Origin of the sequence: Arsenophonus endosymbiont of Apis mellifera, assembly GCF_903968575.1 — a bacterium.
Lineage (GTDB): Bacteria > Pseudomonadota > Gammaproteobacteria > Enterobacterales > Enterobacteriaceae > Arsenophonus > Arsenophonus apicola.
In genome coordinates, this window is the sequence record NZ_CAJCFU010000024.1 from 76,342 (window position 1) to 93,408 (window position 17,067).

Annotated in this window: 17 protein-coding genes; 5 read left to right on the forward strand and 12 right to left on the reverse strand. The window is 38.4% G+C overall.

Annotated features, from left to right (window positions below; translation table 11 throughout):
* Positions 1–247: 247 nt before the first annotated feature.
* From argR to ppa, 3 genes are all read left to right on the forward strand, one after another.
* The gene (argR, locus tag H1X92_RS01320) at positions 248–718 is read left to right on the forward strand and encodes a transcriptional regulator ArgR (protein WP_180558517.1); all 471 of its coding nucleotides are present in this window, start codon (positions 248–250) and stop codon (positions 716–718) included.
* 169 nt (positions 719–887) lie between these two features.
* Positions 888–1,895, forward strand: coding sequence for a class 1 fructose-bisphosphatase (gene fbp, locus H1X92_RS01325; protein ID WP_180558518.1), 1,008 nt, complete (start codon positions 888–890; stop codon positions 1,893–1,895).
* 151 nt (positions 1,896–2,046) lie between these two features.
* Positions 2,047–2,577: an inorganic diphosphatase gene (ppa, locus tag H1X92_RS01330; RefSeq protein ID WP_180558519.1), complete on the forward strand. Its 531-nt coding sequence runs from the start codon at positions 2,047–2,049 to the stop codon at positions 2,575–2,577.
* A gap of 61 nt (positions 2,578–2,638) precedes the next feature.
* On the opposite strand, the gene H1X92_RS01335 is transcribed toward ppa, so the two are convergent.
* The 6 genes from H1X92_RS01335 to H1X92_RS01360 form a co-directional block, all read right to left on the reverse strand.
* Complete coding sequence (locus H1X92_RS01335) at positions 2,639–2,989, reverse strand: gamma-glutamylcyclotransferase family protein (RefSeq protein ID WP_180558520.1); 351 nt, start codon at positions 2,987–2,989, stop codon at positions 2,639–2,641.
* A 2-nt stretch (positions 2,990–2,991) separates the two neighbouring features.
* The gene (gene tamB, locus H1X92_RS01340) at positions 2,992–6,765 is read right to left on the reverse strand and encodes an autotransporter assembly complex protein TamB (RefSeq protein WP_180558521.1); all 3,774 of its coding nucleotides are present in this window, start codon (positions 6,763–6,765) and stop codon (positions 2,992–2,994) included.
* Positions 6,762–8,504: an autotransporter assembly complex protein TamA gene (gene tamA / locus H1X92_RS01345; RefSeq protein ID WP_304488589.1), complete on the reverse strand. Its 1,743-nt coding sequence runs from the start codon at positions 8,502–8,504 to the stop codon at positions 6,762–6,764. Before tamA ends, tamB begins: the two co-directional genes overlap by 4 nt.
* 431 nt (positions 8,505–8,935) lie before the next feature.
* Positions 8,936–9,955 carry a carbon-nitrogen hydrolase family protein gene (locus tag H1X92_RS01350; RefSeq protein ID WP_180558522.1) on the reverse strand — a complete coding sequence of 340 codons (1,020 nt, stop codon included), beginning with the start codon at positions 9,953–9,955 and terminating at the stop codon, positions 8,936–8,938.
* A 133-nt stretch (positions 9,956–10,088) separates the two neighbouring features.
* Entirely contained in the window at positions 10,089–12,122 is a 2,034-nt protein-coding gene (locus H1X92_RS01355) for a M13 family metallopeptidase (protein WP_180558523.1), read from the reverse strand.
* A 381-nt stretch (positions 12,123–12,503) separates the two neighbouring features.
* Positions 12,504–12,710 carry a DUF1107 domain-containing protein gene (locus H1X92_RS01360; RefSeq protein ID WP_180558524.1) on the reverse strand — a complete coding sequence of 69 codons (207 nt, stop codon included), beginning with the start codon at positions 12,708–12,710 and terminating at the stop codon, positions 12,504–12,506.
* Positions 12,711–13,023: 313 nt separating this feature from the next.
* Between H1X92_RS01360 and H1X92_RS01365 the strand changes: the two genes are divergently transcribed.
* On the forward strand, positions 13,024–13,587 hold the full coding sequence (locus H1X92_RS01365; RefSeq protein ID WP_180558525.1) for a YtfJ family protein: 564 nt from the start codon (positions 13,024–13,026) through the stop codon (positions 13,585–13,587).
* A gap of 8 nt (positions 13,588–13,595) precedes the next feature.
* On the opposite strand, the gene cysQ is transcribed toward H1X92_RS01365, so the two are convergent.
* The 6 genes from cysQ to rpsF all read right to left on the reverse strand — a co-directional run bounded on the left by cysQ (position 13,596) and on the right by rpsF (position 16,877).
* Positions 13,596–14,336 (reverse strand): 3'(2'),5'-bisphosphate nucleotidase CysQ, encoded by a 741-nt coding sequence (gene cysQ, locus H1X92_RS01370; RefSeq protein WP_180558526.1) that lies wholly within the window; start codon positions 14,334–14,336, stop codon positions 13,596–13,598.
* An 83-nt stretch (positions 14,337–14,419) separates the two neighbouring features.
* On the reverse strand, positions 14,420–15,040 hold the full coding sequence (locus H1X92_RS01375; RefSeq protein WP_180558527.1) for an FKBP-type peptidyl-prolyl cis-trans isomerase: 621 nt from the start codon (positions 15,038–15,040) through the stop codon (positions 14,420–14,422).
* Between the two features lie 398 nt (positions 15,041–15,438).
* Positions 15,439–15,888, reverse strand: coding sequence for a 50S ribosomal protein L9 (rplI, locus tag H1X92_RS01380; protein WP_180558528.1), 450 nt, complete (start codon positions 15,886–15,888; stop codon positions 15,439–15,441).
* 38 nt (positions 15,889–15,926) lie between these two features.
* Positions 15,927–16,154, reverse strand: coding sequence for a 30S ribosomal protein S18 (rpsR, locus tag H1X92_RS01385; protein WP_180558529.1), 228 nt, complete (start codon positions 16,152–16,154; stop codon positions 15,927–15,929).
* 4 nt (positions 16,155–16,158) lie between these two features.
* A complete protein-coding gene (gene priB, locus H1X92_RS01390; protein WP_180558596.1) occupies positions 16,159–16,476 on the reverse strand; it encodes a primosomal replication protein N in 318 nt (105 codons plus the stop codon).
* 8 nt (positions 16,477–16,484) lie between these two features.
* Positions 16,485–16,877, reverse strand: a complete 393-nt coding sequence (gene rpsF, locus H1X92_RS01395; protein WP_180558530.1) for a 30S ribosomal protein S6 — start codon at positions 16,875–16,877, stop codon at positions 16,485–16,487.
* Here rpsF and H1X92_RS01400 point away from each other — a divergent pair.
* Positions 16,869–17,018, forward strand: coding sequence for a hypothetical protein (locus H1X92_RS01400; protein WP_180558531.1), 150 nt, complete (start codon positions 16,869–16,871; stop codon positions 17,016–17,018). The genes rpsF and H1X92_RS01400 overlap by 9 nt on opposite strands.
* Positions 17,019–17,067 lie beyond the last annotated feature (49 nt).

The window sequence follows — 17,067 nt, forward strand, 5'->3', positions numbered from 1 at the left end:
GGCACTTTTTTAATATTGATTAGGTAGCAGCATAAGGTAGAGTCACAAAGGTTATTTTTACAATTAACATTATTTTTTAAACAAAAATTTATCTTCAATTTCCACAAAACAGACAAATAACTAACAAATAATTTCTATTATTGCTTTTTTTATTATTTTCATAGCACTATGGCTAGACTCCTTGTTGCATAAAAATTCACCTTTATACATAATATCGCTCTACTTAACGTCTTGAAAAAGGTGATTTATGTATGCTTCTTCTAAACAAGAAGATCTCGTGAAAGCTTTTAAAGCGCTGCTCAAAGAAGAAAAATTTAGTTCACAAAGTGAGATCGTTATAGCACTTCAAGAGCAAGGCTTTGAAAATATAAACCAATCAAAAATTTCTAGAATGCTGACTAAGTTTGGCGCAGTGCGTAACCGTAATGCGAAAATGGAAATGGTTTATTGCCTACCCGCTGAACTGGTTGTTCCTACAACAACTAGCCCACTAAAAAATTTGGTATTAGATGTTAATTACAATGAATCAATTGTGGTTATTCGTACTAGCCCTGGGGCTGCACAGCTGATTGCTCGTTTATTAGATTCTTTAGGAACTTCAGAAGGAATTTTAGGTAGTATCGCCGGCGATGATACCATTTTTTCTACTCCAACTCTGGGATTTTCCACCAAACGACTTTATGAAGCCATTTTGAATTTATTTGAACAAGAGTTGTAAAAATCACAGTTATCGCGCTGATCAGCGCGATAATATGAAATGAATCGTTATCTTGATTAACAAAAATAATCCAACTATTAATCTTGCCCTAATTTGGCTAAACTGCACGCACATAAGGAACTACAGTTCCTTAAAAAACCTCTATAAAATTTGACTCAGGACCTTGGTCATGAAAACATTAGACGAATTTATCGTTGAAAAACAACATGATTTTCCTCATGCTACTGGTGAACTTACTGCATTATTGTCAGCCATTAAATTAGGTGCAAAAATCATTCACCGCGATATTAATAAAGCCGGTTTGGTGGATATTTTAGGCGCAAGTGGTGCTTCTAATGTTCAAGGTGAAGTTCAAATGAAACTTGACCTCTACGCGAATGAAAAATTAAAAGCCGCTTTGAAAGCGCGAGGAGAGGTTGCTGGCATTGCCTCTGAAGAAGAAGACGAAATCGTTATTTTTGATGGTGATCGGGCAGAAAATGCCAAATATGTCGTATTAATGGATCCATTAGATGGTTCATCAAATATTGATGTAAATGTTTCGGTAGGAACTATTTTCTCTATTTATCGCCGCATTACACCGATTGGACAACCTGTTACCAAAGCAGATTTTTTACAACCGGGCCATCAACAAGTCGCAGCCGGCTACGTTGTATATGGCTCTTCAACCATGCTGGTCTATACAACCGGTTATGGTGTGCATGCCTTTACCTATGATCCTTCTCTGGGAGTTTTCTGTTTATCTCACGAAAAAGTGATGTTCCCGACCCAAGGCAACATGTATTCAATCAATGAAGGAAATTATAGTAAATTTCCATTAGGGGTAAAAAAATATATAAAATATTGCCAGGAGCAAGATCCCGCTACACTTCGCCCTTATACTACCCGTTATATTGGCTCTCTGGTGGCAGATTTTCATCGAAATTTACTAAAAGGTGGTATTTATATTTATCCAAGTACAGCAAGCCATCCTAAAGGTAAATTACGCTTACTATATGAATGCAATCCGATTGCCTTTTTAGCCGAACAGGCGGGAGGTAAAGCAAGTGATGGTAGTCATCGCATTTTAGATATTGTTCCAGAACAACTACATCAACGTGTACCATTCTTCGTTGGAACAAAATCTATGGTAGAGAAAGCCGAAAGCTTTATGCTTGAATTTTCAGTTAATGAATAACGTCCTATCGTACACAATAAAGGCAACCAATCTGGCCTTTATTGTTAAGCTTATTTTTATAATAAGATCCTATCTGATAGTGAGTTTTTCTTTCGTTTACGGCTATAATAACCGCTACTCAATTTATAGCTTTAAATAAAGGACATTTTTTATGAGCCTAAATAACGTACCGGCAGGGAAAGAACTGCCTGAAGATATCTATGTCATTATAGAAATTCCAGCCAATGCTGATCCGATAAAATATGAAGTAGATAAAAAATCCGGCGCCATCTTTGTCGATCGTTTTATGTCTACTGCTATGTTTTATCCCTGTAATTATGGTTATATCAACCATACTCTCTCCCTAGATGGCGATCCTGTTGATGTTTTAGTTCCAACACCTTATCCGCTACAACCAGGAGCAGTGATCCGTTGTCGCCCAATCGGTGTCTTAAAAATGACCGATGAATCCGGTGAAGATGCAAAATTAGTTGCTGTGCCTCATTCTAAATTGACTAAAGAATACGATCATATTAAGGATATTCACGATCTACCTGAATTATTACGTGCTCAAATTAAACATTTCTTTGAACACTATAAAGATTTAGAACAAGGCAAATGGGTAAAGGTGGAAGGTTGGGAAAATGTTGATGCGGCAAAAGCTGAAATTCTTTCTTCTTTTGAACGCGCAGCTAAAAAATAATCATCATATAGATTTAACAGATCCCCTTTATTATTAATAAATGGGATCTAGTTAGAAAAATTTATTTGCTTTTCCCATTACGTTTTAGCCAATCACCACTTTCAATTCGCCGTAAACCATCTACCGGAAGTTTATAAAGATAAATCCATGCATTACCATAAGGTGTCGATATCAACTCTCTTTCATAATCCTGGGAATTCCTTTTTAATTCATCAAGCTCAGTTAAAATTGAAGGTGTAATACGATAAACTTCACATTCTATCGTCCCTTTACCACGTATTACTGCAGGGTAATGACCTAAGTCATAAATTTCATAACCTTCCAACCGATACTCTCCTAATAGCTGAGCATAGGTCATCCAATGATGATTTCCCTGTTTACGTCTTAAACTACCATAAACAATTATACGCATAATTAAAACTCAAACTGATAAAGCAGATCTAGTGCCTGATCAACACCAGACACAGCTTCTAGATACAATTTTGGCATCAAACGATAGCGTAGCGTTAATGTAGCAAGAGAATTAAATATCCCGACACCATATTTAACTTGCAAATCATTAGTAATCTTTCCACTCACTACAACCTGAGATTTGTCACCAACTCCCTGAGTATCTAATGCTAAGTCGGAAACACCAAATGTTTCACCAATACTTCCCAATAATTTTCCACTTTTGGAAACTCCCATACTAATCAGCAAAGCAGCCATATGGGTACTATCTGCGCCACTACTATCTAACCCTTCACCTCTAAGTAAATAAGACAGCGCTTCCTGCTGCGATTTAACTGGCTCGGAGAAAATCGTTGCTTTTGGTTTATCCGCCAAGCCGGTAACCCTGACACCCGCAATCACATTATCATTGGTACTCTCCGGATTACGGATCGCTTCTACATTTAAGAATGGCTGATCAACGGGGCCTGAAAATAAAATTTGTCCTTTCCGGACAATAAGATCTTGTCCATATGCATGAAATCGTCCTTCAGGAATATTAATCTGGCCATTTAAACCCAATCCTTGTTTATCTTGGATAACTTTTAATATTCCTGTTAATCGAGCTTTTAAACCAAATGCGTCCAGACGAACATCATTGCCAATTTTAATTTGTAGATTGGTTAAGATTGGTATTGATATACCTTTTTTCTCAATTGGCTGCAAATTTGCATCTAACATCACTTCATCTGATGAAACGCCTACTGCTGATTCCGGTAATTCTTGTACTGTTATACGCGCCCAGGGAATATTTACATTACCATTAAGACTTAATAAATTAGGTGTAGCTTCAAAAACAATATCCGGCTCCACATCAATACGAACCATTGGCGGTAATGTTATCCGCAGTTTGTTACCGGTGGCCGAAATTCTCGCTTGCCAGGCTTTAATGTTACGCCAATCCGCCTCTCCGGTTAATTTTAAATAACCTTCTGGTGTATTTATACGTCCGGTTAATTGAGAATGTGTTCCCATAAAATTCAGTTTGAGGAAACCCTGATTGATATCAAATGGAAACCAGTGTCCTTTTGCTGCCACATTAGAAAGTGCCAAATTACCATTTAATAGTGGCTGCTTCATATTGCCAGCTAACCTTAAATCGGCATTCAAATCGCCATCTAACTTTTCACCTTTACTTAGAACTGGACGAATTAATGCTAATGAAATATTTTCAATGTTAACACTACCTGATAATTTACGGTTTTGTTGCAGATCGTCAATCCGTATATTGCCTGAAAATTTGCCATTATTGTTAATTTGTATTAACCACTGTAAGACCGCCTTACCATTACTCATATCTGCATTTAATGTTAGCGTTTGAAATTCAACTGGTAACACCGATCCTTCAATTAATTGCTTAATTTTCACACTATTACCAAGCAAATTTACTTTTGCCTGTGGTGAACGGCCATCCGCATACCAGCTCACTTTTGCATCACCATCAAAACTGCCTGTGAGCTGAGTTTCAGCAGGCAAAAAAGGTTTGAGCAGTGCTAAATCAAACTGTTGTAATAGAATATCTGCATTACCGGACTTACCAATTTTAGCCGTTTTAGACAGACAAAAACGCCCTTTAGCATTTATCCAGCAATGAGGGGACAAAGTGACTTCCTGTTGTTGATTAGCATACTCAATCGCAACTGGCCGACTTAATTGCCATTCACCGATCGGTGAATTAAATAAAGTATTATCTAACACGCCTTGCCATAACGCTTTCTGTCGATCAAAACGGCCTTTCAGTGTTAAATGACCAAAAATGGGTTTTCCATCGATATTCATTTTAACACTATGCTGTTGTTCATTACCTTTAGCATCTAAGTTGAAATTGTGCACAACTAAATCGGACTGTTTCAACTGATGAATAGCAACGGTTAACTGACCATGGATCTGTTTATCAGAACGGATATCACCTTGAATAATAGCTTTATCAATAGCTAAGTTTTTTTGCCATTTAACTTTACGAGCTGCCAGATCAACCATTAATTGTGGTGACTTTAAATCACCTCGTAATTTTAATTGTCCCTTAATGACACTCGCTAAACCAGGTAATACACCATCGAGACCGGGGGCATCTATTATCCCATCTAGTTGCCATTTGTCACTCACATGTCCATTAATAGCTAATTTATTGCGCCCGAGTAAGATATTGAAATCGGAAATGTTCCATTGACCTGCGGCATTTCCGTTTATCTGTCCGCGGGTTTGTAATAAATTACCTTTTACCTTACCATCCAAGGTAATTTCAGGGATTTTTAATTGCCAGCTACCACCATGTAAACTGCCTGTCGTGACGATTTTACCCTGTAATTTAGCTGGCCATTGTGGCCACTGTTTTGCAGTATTAATATTGGATAAAGTTAATAACCCATTCCAACTTATCGCTTTACTCCAATCAATAATTCCGCTTAATTCAGTGTGTCCTTGCAACGCATTCAATCGCAGACGAGTTAAACGAAACTGTTCTTCATTCCCTTTAGCATCAAGCGTTAATAAGGCCGGTGGCACATCCCGTCCATCCATTTGGGTTCTTAATGAGAGGTCATAATTCATCACCTTACCATTCAAACGTAAACGCAGATCCTTTAAACGATATTCGGGTTCACCTTGCAGTGGCCAATTAAGCTGCTGACTTTCTAGGGTTAATTGAATTGGCAATCCTGCTTGTGATAGGGCTGCTTCAGCAACCAAATTAGCCTTGATGGGCCCCGTAAAACTTAACATTAATTTAAGCTGTTGTAATAAAGCCCCTTCTAATTTCAAATCAACTTGTTGCCCTTTAAGATCATTAAGATAGGATACGGCTTGAACAGCAATATTGACCGGCCACTGCTGAGCCAAATTAGCATCACCAGTGAGAGTGATCTTGCCTTCAGGCGCCACAACATCAAATTGCTTGATAGCTATCTGCTGATTTTGTACGCTAGCTATTAATGTCAAATTAGCAACGAATAGCTTAGTATCTCCAGCTAAATGCCAGTTTATCCCTCGGATCTGCTCAATATTAATATCGATAGGCAACACGACTTCAGGTAATTTAGCCAATAAGGGCTCAGCAAACAGGGCTTTTAATGTTTCAGCAGGTGATTTATCTGCTATCCCATTAGTAGTTTTTATTACTGTTTTTTCTGTCTCTTTATTTGCTTCTATTGTTGTTTTTGGCAAATTAACTGCTAATCCATTAATTGTCGTCGGTTTAATTGTTAATAGATTAGCTTGCCAATCAGCCGCCATTGTTAATTCAGCCAGCAAAACCTGGGTGTTATCAAGCTGGATACTGATATTTTTGAGGGTTAACTGATTTAACAAAATAGGATAAGGGGTCGACAATTTAGTTAAGGGTTTTGAGCTAGCTTGCTCTTCGGCAGATTGAAAGGCTTTGCTATCAATCTTAACATCGACGCCTTCAGTTGAAATATTATTAACGCACAATTGAAAACGTTTTAAACAGTTAACTTGGAGTGAAAGATTAAATTTATCAACATCAACATTAATACCCTTGGTTCGATAACGAACTCCTTGCAAATTCAAATCACTCCAGCCGCCGGACATGGTCGCAATTTCTAATCCTGGCAACCAACGCACGGCTGTATTAAGGGCAAAATGTAAGCCTGATTGCGTGGTAACTATCCAACCAATTATCGTTAATAATATTAATAACAAAAACAATAAAGCCAGACTAATTCGTTTTATCCATTTCATAGCTCAGCACCTAACCCAATATAAAATTGTACTTTGCTATGATCAGGATCACCAACCGGTGCAGCAATATCCAGTTTAATTGGCCCAACTGGTGAAACCCAGCGAATACCAACGCCAGCGCCAACTTTAAAATCATCCTTATTAAAATCATTGACCGCCTCACCACCATCAACAAATATGGCACCCCACCAGTTGCCCGTCACATTATATTGATATTCCAGTGAGCCGACGGCTAATTTGGAAGCACCGGTTAATTTTCCTTGGTCATTGGTAGGGGAAATTTTTTGATAACCATAACCTCTGATACTGCGATCACCACCAGCAAAAAAACGCAGATCGGGAGGGACTTTGTCAAATCGATTAGCTTCTATCCAACCCAGATGACCTCTTACAACAAAACGATGCCCTTTCCAGGGGGTTCTTATCCAAACATTTTGCGCTTGTAATACAATAAAATCGATATCTGAACCCCAGGTAGTATTAGAAATATCAATAGTATATCGTTGGCTATCCCCCCAATAGGGCATGGCGCCACCTCGTTGTCGCATGCGGCTGAGACTGACGCCAGGATACAGAAGCATAGTTGTATTGGTTACATTTGCCTGGGTAAAATGGCTAAGACTCCAACGCAAATTAACGCCATATTGCCAACCTTTATAATAATCCCAATTCCTTAATAAATTGTGGGTTGTCGTATCAGACTGGGTATCATTTAAGTCAGTACGTTTGAAACCGGCCTGAACGGCATAGTATTGTTCTAAGGGGCTCTTTTTTAGTGGAATTTTATAGCTTGCATCAATAATTTGTTCAGGTTGCGAAAGACTGAGGCTGGAAGTAAAACTCTGTCCTCTCGAATTAATCCAGGGCTTATTCCAAGTAGCCTTGACTCGAGGGCCGACATCAGTGGAATAACCACCACCTAATTCAACATGATTTCGCGCACGTGGCGTTAATACCGCGTCCATTGGCAGAATATGGGTGCCTTTCTGACGCGCTTTATTGATATCAGGTGTCACAATGGCGGAATTGAACCAACCCGTACTGACTAACCGTTGATTGAATTCAGCCAATTGCTCAGAAGCGTAATAGTCTCCCTGTTTAAAGGGAACAATATTATTTAAATAATCTTCGCGAATTTGAGCGCCTTCATATTTGATAGCGCCGAAACGATAACGCTCACCACTATTGAAATCAAATACCCAATAAGAAGCTAGATGAGCTAATGAGACGCCTAACTGACTTTTTTCCATTTCTGCATCAAAATAACCTTTACGAACCGCCAGCCGACTAAATCCCTGTTTCAAATCTTCATAATCGCCATGATTAAGAATAATTCCTTTTGGGGGCGTATTGCGGGCTATCATTTCCGCATAGTCTTTATCATATTTGGCCGCTCCCTTTAGTGTTATCTTTACATCTGCCACATGAACCGGTTTTCCAGGATCAACTTTCGCGGTTAAAACGGGTCGAGAAGGTGGTTGAAATTCCTGATAAGAAAATTCAATAGTGGGTTCATAATAACCTAACGGCCTTAACCCTAAACGAATTGCCTTATCAACTCTCACGCGAAAACGACCATCTGTGGCAATTTCATCCTGAGTGATACTTGAGAGCTGAATACGAACGTTTTTTTCAAGTTCTCCTGTCAAACCCTCAACTTTTAAACGAAGATTGGCACCATTGGCAATAGGCACTACCATCGACATACAAAGAAAACAAAGCAAAGAATATCTTGGCACGCCAACTCCTAATGGAAAATAACGATAAAAACTCACTCATTTTGGTTAAATTAAACAAGATATACAAGATATTAATAATAAATAATGCAATCTTTCACTCTCGATTTTGGCTCAATAACAGTAGTTGAATAGCATGCTAAAACATTTTTAACTAATAGCACTATTGGTTATTTATTTTTATACCGTTAAGCCAAAATTTATGTACCAAATACCTTATTAAAAATAGCAACTTTCTTTCGAAAAAACGAAATGGAAAAATTTTCTTACCATAAAAAGTTTAGATAGGGATATAAATAGAGGGTAGGCTGAAAAAATAATTACCAAATAACCACAAATTTTGGTAATTATATCACTGTTTAAACAGCTACATGCGATCAAGTGGATATATTAGAATTCATCATTACATCTGTTCAGATAATAGTCTGAATATGCTAATTAGCCTGAATTTCCTCACTCCCTGGTAATGCAATCTGTTTTGTATCATTTAGGACAGTATAAGAAGCCATTTTAGTTGTTAACGGACGATTAGCCGCAGGGTTAAACAGTAAACAAGTCACGTCTGGACGTGAATAATGGCCGACCGGATCAGCAATTGCTTTGGCGTAGGTAATTGCGGCAGGTTCAAGCGTAGCCAACAGTAATCCTTCCTCATTTTCTGCCAACGGTGCTGTTAGCTCACTGCCATCTGGGCCAAATATACGCGCATAACCACCACCTGCTTTTAACAAGTTCCGCTTAGTCTCATCTGTACATAACTGTTCAATCATCTGCTCTGACACAGTGGCACATGGCGCAATAACAAAACACTGCCCTTCTACTGCATAGGCGCGTGAAAGCGCGATATTAACTTCAGGGCTCAAAGCAGCTGTTGCATCGCGATAAATACTAAAACTAGGCCAAGACCCAATATGAATTTGCTCATGCTGAGCATACATAACATAACGCGTTAACGGTTGAATGTGTTCCCAACAACACAACGCACCTATTATGCCTAACGGAGTAGTAAATGTTTTTAGCGATGAACCATCACTTTCACCAAATAGAGTGCGCTCAACATGGGTCGGTTTAAGTTTTCGCCGCACACCGATCGTTTCACCCGTATTACTGATAAGCCATTGAGCCATATAAAGGGTACCATGATCTTTTTCACTCAGACCCAATAGCAGCCAAATATTATTCTCTCTAGCCACCGAAGCGATACGCTTTGCCTGATCACTGTCTAATACTAAAGAATTTTGATAATATTGATAAACCAGTGGGGTTAATGCTGCGGGTGAGTCCAACCAAAGAAACCAGGGATAGCCAGGTAGCCAATTTTCCGGAAAAGCAATTAATTCCGCCCCCTTACTTGCCGCTTCTTTTATTAAATCGATAGTTTTATCGATAGTTCCTGCCAAATCCATAAATACCGGAGCTGCCTGTACACAGGCAACGGTGATTGATTTATCCATTATTAATTCACCTCATTGTTGAATGTCGCATATAATTTATGTTCGCGATTATACAAATGAAGTGCTTACTAATGTTATTACCCAAAAGCAGCAAGTTTATCAGGCTCTATACTATAGAGCCTGATATTGAAGTCTACCAGATATGGATCCTCTCTTTAGGCGCCAGATAAAGCTTATGCTCCTTTTCTACCTTAAAGGCTGTATACCAATCATCCATATTACGTACCACGCCGTTGGCACGATAAGGATTCGGACTATGGGGATCAGTCATAATCTTATTACGCTCGGACTCTTTATTGGCTAACTCCCGCCAAGTTCTTGCCCAGGCAATAAAGAAGCGTTGTAAACCCGTCATTCCATCGATAATCGGTGGTTCACCATTGGGATAATGTTCTTTAGAAAATTGCTTATAAGCATTGAGGGCAATATTTAACCCACCGAGATCACCAATATTCTCACCTAGGGTCAGTTTACCGTTAACCGTTAAACCATCAATTTTAAACCCATTATACTGTTTAATAAGGTTGGCAGTTTTTTCTTCAAAATGCAGTTGTGAAGCTGCTGACCACCAGTTTCTTAATTGCCCGCTTCCGTCATAAAGACGACCTTGATCGTCAAAGCCATGTCCCATTTCATGCCCAATCACCGCACCAATGGCACCATAGTTATAAGCAGGATCAACATTTTGATCAAAAAATGGCGCTTGCAAAATAGCAGCCGGGAAAACAATTTCATTCTGAACGGGATTATAGTAAGCATTAATTGTTTGTGGCGTCATCCCCCATTCCCACTTCCTGACTTTTTCTCCGATCCGACTCATATTATCTTGATAGAGCCAGTTTTGTACTTGCAAATAATTGTCGAATAATGTATCTGGTTGCAAGTGTAACGTACTAAAATCATGCCATTTTTCTGGGTAGCCAATTTTGACTGTAAATTGGTTAAGTTTTTTTAGTGCTTCCTGACGGGTTTGTTTATCCATCCAGTCATTATTTTGCAAACGGGTTTTAAAAGTCCCTTTAACATAGCTCACCAAATTTTGGATCTTATTTTTAGCATCAGGATCAAAATAAGTTGCAACATAAAGTTGCCCCAATGGCTCCCCTTGTAGTTTATTAACGACTTCTAATGCCCGTTCTTTACGTGACCGCTGCTGTTTAATACCATTTAATCGGCTTGAATAAAAATTAAATCGAGCATCAGAAAAAGCTTGATTCAAGTAATTGGCTGTACTACTCAGATAGTGGAAAAATAAGTAGTCTTGCAGGGTAGATATCGGTGTATGCGCCAATATTTTTGCCAATTGCTCAACTGCACTGTCATTTTCTACGATAACTTTCGCTAGCTGTTCATCTGACAGTTTCCATTGTTGAATAAAACCCTGCCATTGATAATCTGGCGTAAACTTTTTTAGTTGACTAAGCGACATTGGATGATAATTTTTCAACGTGTCACGTTCAGCCTCTGGTGTCCAATGTACTTTTGCCAACGATTTTTCTAATGCAAAAATTTGCTTAGCCTTTAACTGCGTTTCTTTTTCTCCCGCTAATTGTAAAATAGTGGCAATATAAGCGACATAATCCTGACGGATAGTCTCCATCTGTTTAGTGTTATCCAGATAGTAATTTCTATTAGGTAAGCCTAAGCCGCCTTGCCCCAGATAAAGAACGTAAGTATCAGGTACTTTTGCATCCAATCCTACCCAATAGGAAATAAATGGCATATAACCTGGTTTTGCCATTAGATTAGTAATGTCAGCATGAGTTTTTGCCTGCTTGATAGCATTAAGTGCATTTTGTACCGGCGTTAAACCTGCTTTTTCAACGGCTGTTTCATTTAAATAGCTACGATAAAGATTACGAATATTGCGTTGATTATGATTAAGCTCACTTTGCGGTTGAACTTCAAGTTTATTTATCAGTGCTTGCAACTGTTTTTCTGTTTTGAGATATAACTCAACAAAGGAATTAATTCGTGACATTCCAGCTGGGATTTCTGCATGGGTTATCCAATCCTGATTAACATACTGATAAAAATCATTACCCGGAGAAATGGAATCAGACAATGTGATTTTTTGTTCGCCGTAAGTAACGCCTTTGGCAACAACAAAGGAAGAGCCTGTCAGAGCAGACAGACTAATAAGTAGTGCTAACACAGTTTTTTGCATAGGAGAAAACCTTTCTCTTCTTTGAGATTGATATGTTCCATCAACTAGTGTTGATAAGCTGATAAGTTGTATATACTACTTCAATTTTTTAACAAAAATGTACACTTAAATTTAATTTTATACAAAATTGTAATCTTTATCGTAATTAAAACATCGCTGCTCGCATAGCCAACACCAAATTATCAAATACCGGTCACAAAATGAAATGCCATACGTAAACATCAAATCTAACATGCAGCGAGTAAAGTGAGGAGGTATGTTAAAATATTTTTTGCTAATCCGAGCTATAGCAAAACTTATTTATTAAAACCAGTTAGGTCATGATGAGTTGATATTTTTATTTGCGCCACTGAGGATGTGGCGCACAATTTATCAGACGGGTTAACCTATTTCTGTCTGGAGGATAAGGACTTCTTTATTGATTTCATTCATTATGTGGAAATGCCGCTTATCTTTAATTCTAGGGGGTAATATCTTTCCTTTGTCAAATTCAAATACTCCCATATCTTTGATATACAATCGACCACGAAATAATATTTTGACGTAACGCGCAATCTTCAGTGGGTTGTAACGGTGAAAAATCTTCATTCAACTTTTTCCTCCACTTTGTTGATCTTGAAGTCACAAAAATGTGATTCATGACACATTTTATAGTCATAGACTCTCGTGACAAGCTTTAGTTCTCCTTTTCCAATAAGATTTAACGATTTTACATAACATGATAACTGATAAAATAGCTTTGAATAATCATTACAATATTTTTCATTTGATGTCTTAACAACTTTTGTTGTATGTGCTTTAGCAGCTTTCTGTAGCAAAGACATTATATTTAAGATTGACTATGCTAATAAACGATGACAATCATCAATAATCAGTTTAGAAAAAATTAATGAGGAGCACTATGTTAAAAAAGATCATAGCAATAGTAATTTTGTTAATTCTCCCTATCTCTGCATTAACTGCTACATTAGAAGTCAATAAGCCAGTGCCTACCGTAACTGTTACCGATCGAGGTGAACTTCTGTTGAACGAAAATGGTAAATTGATTTATCAAGATTGGAGTAGCAAAGAACTTGTTGGCAAAGTAAGAACGATTCTACATATTGCCGGGCGTCTTTCCGCTAAAGAACTCAATGAGTCATTAATAGAGGCAATTAAACAAAAGAAATTTGATCAGAAAAAATATCAGACAACGACAATAATAAATACTGATGATACAATTCTTGGAACCGGTTTTTTTGTCCGCAGTAGTATTGAAGACAGCAAGCGTGAATTCCCGTTTTCTCAAATCATTGTTGATAATAATGGTGTAGTTAAAAAAACCTGGCAGCTAAAACCCAAGAGTTCTACTATCATCGTATTAAATAAAAATGGTAACGTATTATTTGCTAAAGATGGCGCACTAACATCTGAAGAGACAAACAAAGTTATCAAAGTGATTGAGGAACAATTAAAAAATAATTAATTAAACCATCAGAATATTGATACTCTAAATCCCGGATTAATAAATGATTCTCTGAGAGAATAGTTTAGTGTTCTACCATACCAATCTGTCACTTTAGCGCCTGCCGCCTGGGCGATCGCATGTCCGGCAGCAGTATCCCAGATATGAGTGGGTCCAAATCGCGGATAAAGCTGTGCTTTACCTTCAGCGATGAGGCAGAATTTTAATGAAGAACCCATCTCCATAACTTCATGCTGCCCCATTTGCGCTAAATAATCGATTAATTCTTTATCCTGATAAGAGCGGCTAATCACAATCAGCGGGGGATAGCCATTAGCAACATGAAGTGATTGTTTTACACCCTCTTCTATTTTCCACGCTGTACCTTGCTCACTAGCATAAAGTATATTTTTTGCTGGCGCATAAATAATCCCCATAACAGGAGAACCAGATTTGATCAAAGCAATATTGACGGTAAATTCACCATTCCTTTGAATAAACTCTTTTGTTCCGTCAAGTGGATCCACTAACCAATAGCACTCCCAATGACAACGCTCGTGCCAAGCCGGAGGAGCTTCTTCAGAGAGTAACGGAATGTGCGGTGTTATTCTTGCCAATCCAGTTTTAATAATTTGGTGGGCAATGAGGTCGGCTTCAGTCACCGGTGAACTATCTTTTTTATGCTTAACAGAAAGCTGTTGTCCACTTTCATAGATAGTCATAATTGCTCTACCCGCTTCTTTTGCCAAATCACATAGTTGCTCAAGCATAATATATCTCGGAAAACGGCATAGATTATTTATCGAATTAGCTTGTTTATCAACCAACTAATTCGATGAAAAGTAAAACTTAATTATATAATCTCGAGTAATTCAACTTCGAAAATCAACGTGCTAAAAGGCGGAATAGCGGCGCCAGCACCACGTTCACCATAAGCCAAATTATGCGGAATAAAAAGTTCCCATTTTGATCCGATAGGCATCAATGTCAACGCTTCAATCCAGCCAGGAATAACACCGTTAACAGGGAATTCTGCTGGTTGTTCTCGTTCTCTTGAGCAATCAAAAATCGTACCATCAATTAACCGACCAGTATAATGAACACGAACCCGATCTGCTTTAGCCGGGATCGGTCCTTCACCTTGTTTTAATATAATAAATTGTAATCCTGATTCTGTCGTCTTGACTTCTTCACGTTGCTGGTTGTTATCCAAAAACTGTTGTCCCTCTACTGCCGCCGCTTGCTGAAATTTACGCCGTTGCGCTTCCGCGCACTCATGGATCTCACGTAATGCTCTATGCAGAGCTTGAATGGGAACAACCGGCGTTTTACTATGTAATGCATCACATAAGCCCGCAAGTAAAGCTTCTGGCTGAATGCCTTCCAGGCCTGATTCTAAAAGCTGTTGACCAACTTGAAGGCCAATACCATAACTTGCCTGAGTTTCAATTGAATCAAATGCCTGATCTGTCATAACAGCACCTATTTATTAAATAATAATAAAGAATATCAGTCACAAATAAACGGGTAAATAACCGTATAAAATAAATTTAGTTAAAAATAATATTATAATTTTATATCAATTCATTAATTTTATAATACTAAAAACCGACAGATTGGCCTTTAATTTGAAAAAAAGGCTTTATTCCTAAAATAATATTTATAAATGATAATAGATTAACAGTGACAGTTGCATGAATTAAAATTATCTACAACCAGCTAAAATTTCTTTAACTGAAATAGATATACTAAAGTAAAGTTGTTAATTTTATACGATTAATTGATCGCAGCGCTGATTTAAACAGCAAAAATAGAAATAAAAACACCAGCCAATGCTGGGGTTTTTATTTGTGCTTAATAATCGGAAAGCAATTATTCAGCAATAATATTCACATTCAGTTTTGCAAATACATCACTATGCACTTGGAAATGAACTTCGTGTTCACCAACAGTACGTAATACACCATTTGGTAAGCGAACTTCGCTTTTCGCAACCTCGGCACCGGCAGCAGTGACTGCCTGAGCAATATCACGAGTCCCGATCGAACCAAACAGTTTACCTTCATCACCAGCTTTAGAAGCGATGGTTACTGTTGCTAATGAATTAATTTTCTCGGCGCGCGCTTTTGCAGTGTCCAAAACGTCGGCTAATTTAGCCTCTAATTCGGCACGACGTGCTTCAAAAAATTCAACATTCTTTTTAGTTGCAGGAACAGCTTTTTGCTGAGGAACTAAATAGTTACGAGCATAGCCCGCTTTAACATCAACTTTATCACCCAGGCTACCCAGGTTTGCTACTTTATCCAGTAGAATAATTTCCATTACCTTATCCTCTCTAAGTCGTTAATGGACCATACCAATTACTGATGAAGATCAGTATATGGCAACAGAGACAGGTAACGCGCGCGCTTGATCGCACGAGCGAGCTGACGCTGGTATTTTGCTCGAGTACCAGTGATACGACTCGGTACAATTTTACCACTTTCAGTGATATAGTTTTTTAGCGTTGCGATATCTTTATAATCAATCTCTTGAACGCCTTCCGCTGTGAAACGGCAGAACTTACGACGACGGAAATAACGTGCCATTTGGCTAGTCTCCAGAATCTATCAATTCAATCTGCTCGGCGTGAAGCACTAATTTATTCAAGCCATTAGCGCCCTGATGGCTACTAATGAAACCTATAACAGTGATCCGACTACCGACCGTTATACTGTGAGTAAACTGTTGTAATTTTTGTCCGCTGGCGATGATAGTTATTCTACACCATACTTGCCGATCAAAATCGGCCTCCTGCTGCTGTGAACGATGTTCGAGCACAAACTGACAGTGAGGAATTCCAGCTGGACTGACTTTTCTTATCGGTGCATTACAGATTTTGCCTGACAGCACCAAGCGGTTAGTATTCACAACCAAAATTACTCTTCAGAATCCTCAGCTCCCTCAATTCCTTCCAGGTCTTCATCAACCAAATCACGACTGCGACGATCGTCTTTGGCTTTAACCATTGGAGAAGCTTCAGTAACCGCATGCTTAACACGCATAATCATGCTGCGGACAACGGCATCATTGAAGCGGAAGTTTGTTTCTAACTCATCAATCACTTCTTGCGGCGCTTCAACATTCATCAGAACATAGTGTGCTTTGTGCAATTTATTGATTGGATAAGCCAATTGACGGCGACCCCAGTCTTCCAAGCGATGGATTTGACCTTGCGCTTCGGTAATAGAACTACTATAACGCTCAATCATACCTGCAACTTGCTCGCTTTGGTCCGGGTGAACCATAAAAACGATTTCGTAATGACGCATGAGTTTTGCTCCTTACGGATTAATCAGCCTCCTGTCAGGGTCAACCGCATCCCATGGAGGCAAGGAACTTATTTAATTGCGGCTGAAAAATTGACGCGTAACTATACCTATCCTTTAGTTAAAACTCAAGCATTAGATTAAATCATCATCTATCCTACATTGAATTGAGGACTGTAATCTGAGCAATATT

Coding starts and splice junctions, on each gene's coding strand:
- ppa (WP_180558519.1), top strand. CDS start 2,047: ATGAGCCTAAATAACGTACCGGCAGGGAAAGAACTGCCTGAAGATATC.
- rplI (WP_180558528.1), bottom strand. CDS start 15,888: ATGGAAATTATTCTACTGGATAAAGTAGCAAACCTGGGTAGCCTGGGT.
- H1X92_RS01335 (WP_180558520.1), bottom strand. CDS start 2,989: ATGCGTATAATTGTTTATGGTAGTTTAAGACGTAAACAGGGAAATCAT.
- H1X92_RS01365 (WP_180558525.1), top strand. CDS start 13,024: ATGTTAAAAAAGATCATAGCAATAGTAATTTTGTTAATTCTCCCTATC.
- argR (WP_180558517.1), top strand. CDS start 248: ATGTATGCTTCTTCTAAACAAGAAGATCTCGTGAAAGCTTTTAAAGCG.
- rpsF (WP_180558530.1), bottom strand. CDS start 16,877: ATGCGTCATTACGAAATCGTTTTTATGGTTCACCCGGACCAAAGCGAG.
- H1X92_RS01375 (WP_180558527.1), bottom strand. CDS start 15,040: ATGACAGATCAGGCATTTGATTCAATTGAAACTCAGGCAAGTTATGGT.
- fbp (WP_180558518.1), top strand. CDS start 888: ATGAAAACATTAGACGAATTTATCGTTGAAAAACAACATGATTTTCCT.
- H1X92_RS01400 (WP_180558531.1), top strand. CDS start 16,869: ATGACGCATGAGTTTTGCTCCTTACGGATTAATCAGCCTCCTGTCAGG.
- H1X92_RS01355 (WP_180558523.1), bottom strand. CDS start 12,122: ATGCAAAAAACTGTGTTAGCACTACTTATTAGTCTGTCTGCTCTGACA.
- H1X92_RS01350 (WP_180558522.1), bottom strand. CDS start 9,955: ATGGATAAATCAATCACCGTTGCCTGTGTACAGGCAGCTCCGGTATTT.
- rpsR (WP_180558529.1), bottom strand. CDS start 16,154: ATGGCACGTTATTTCCGTCGTCGTAAGTTCTGCCGTTTCACAGCGGAA.
- H1X92_RS01360 (WP_180558524.1), bottom strand. CDS start 12,710: ATGAAGATTTTTCACCGTTACAACCCACTGAAGATTGCGCGTTACGTC.
- tamB (WP_180558521.1), bottom strand. CDS start 6,765: ATGAAATGGATAAAACGAATTAGTCTGGCTTTATTGTTTTTGTTATTA.
- cysQ (WP_180558526.1), bottom strand. CDS start 14,336: ATGCTTGAGCAACTATGTGATTTGGCAAAAGAAGCGGGTAGAGCAATT.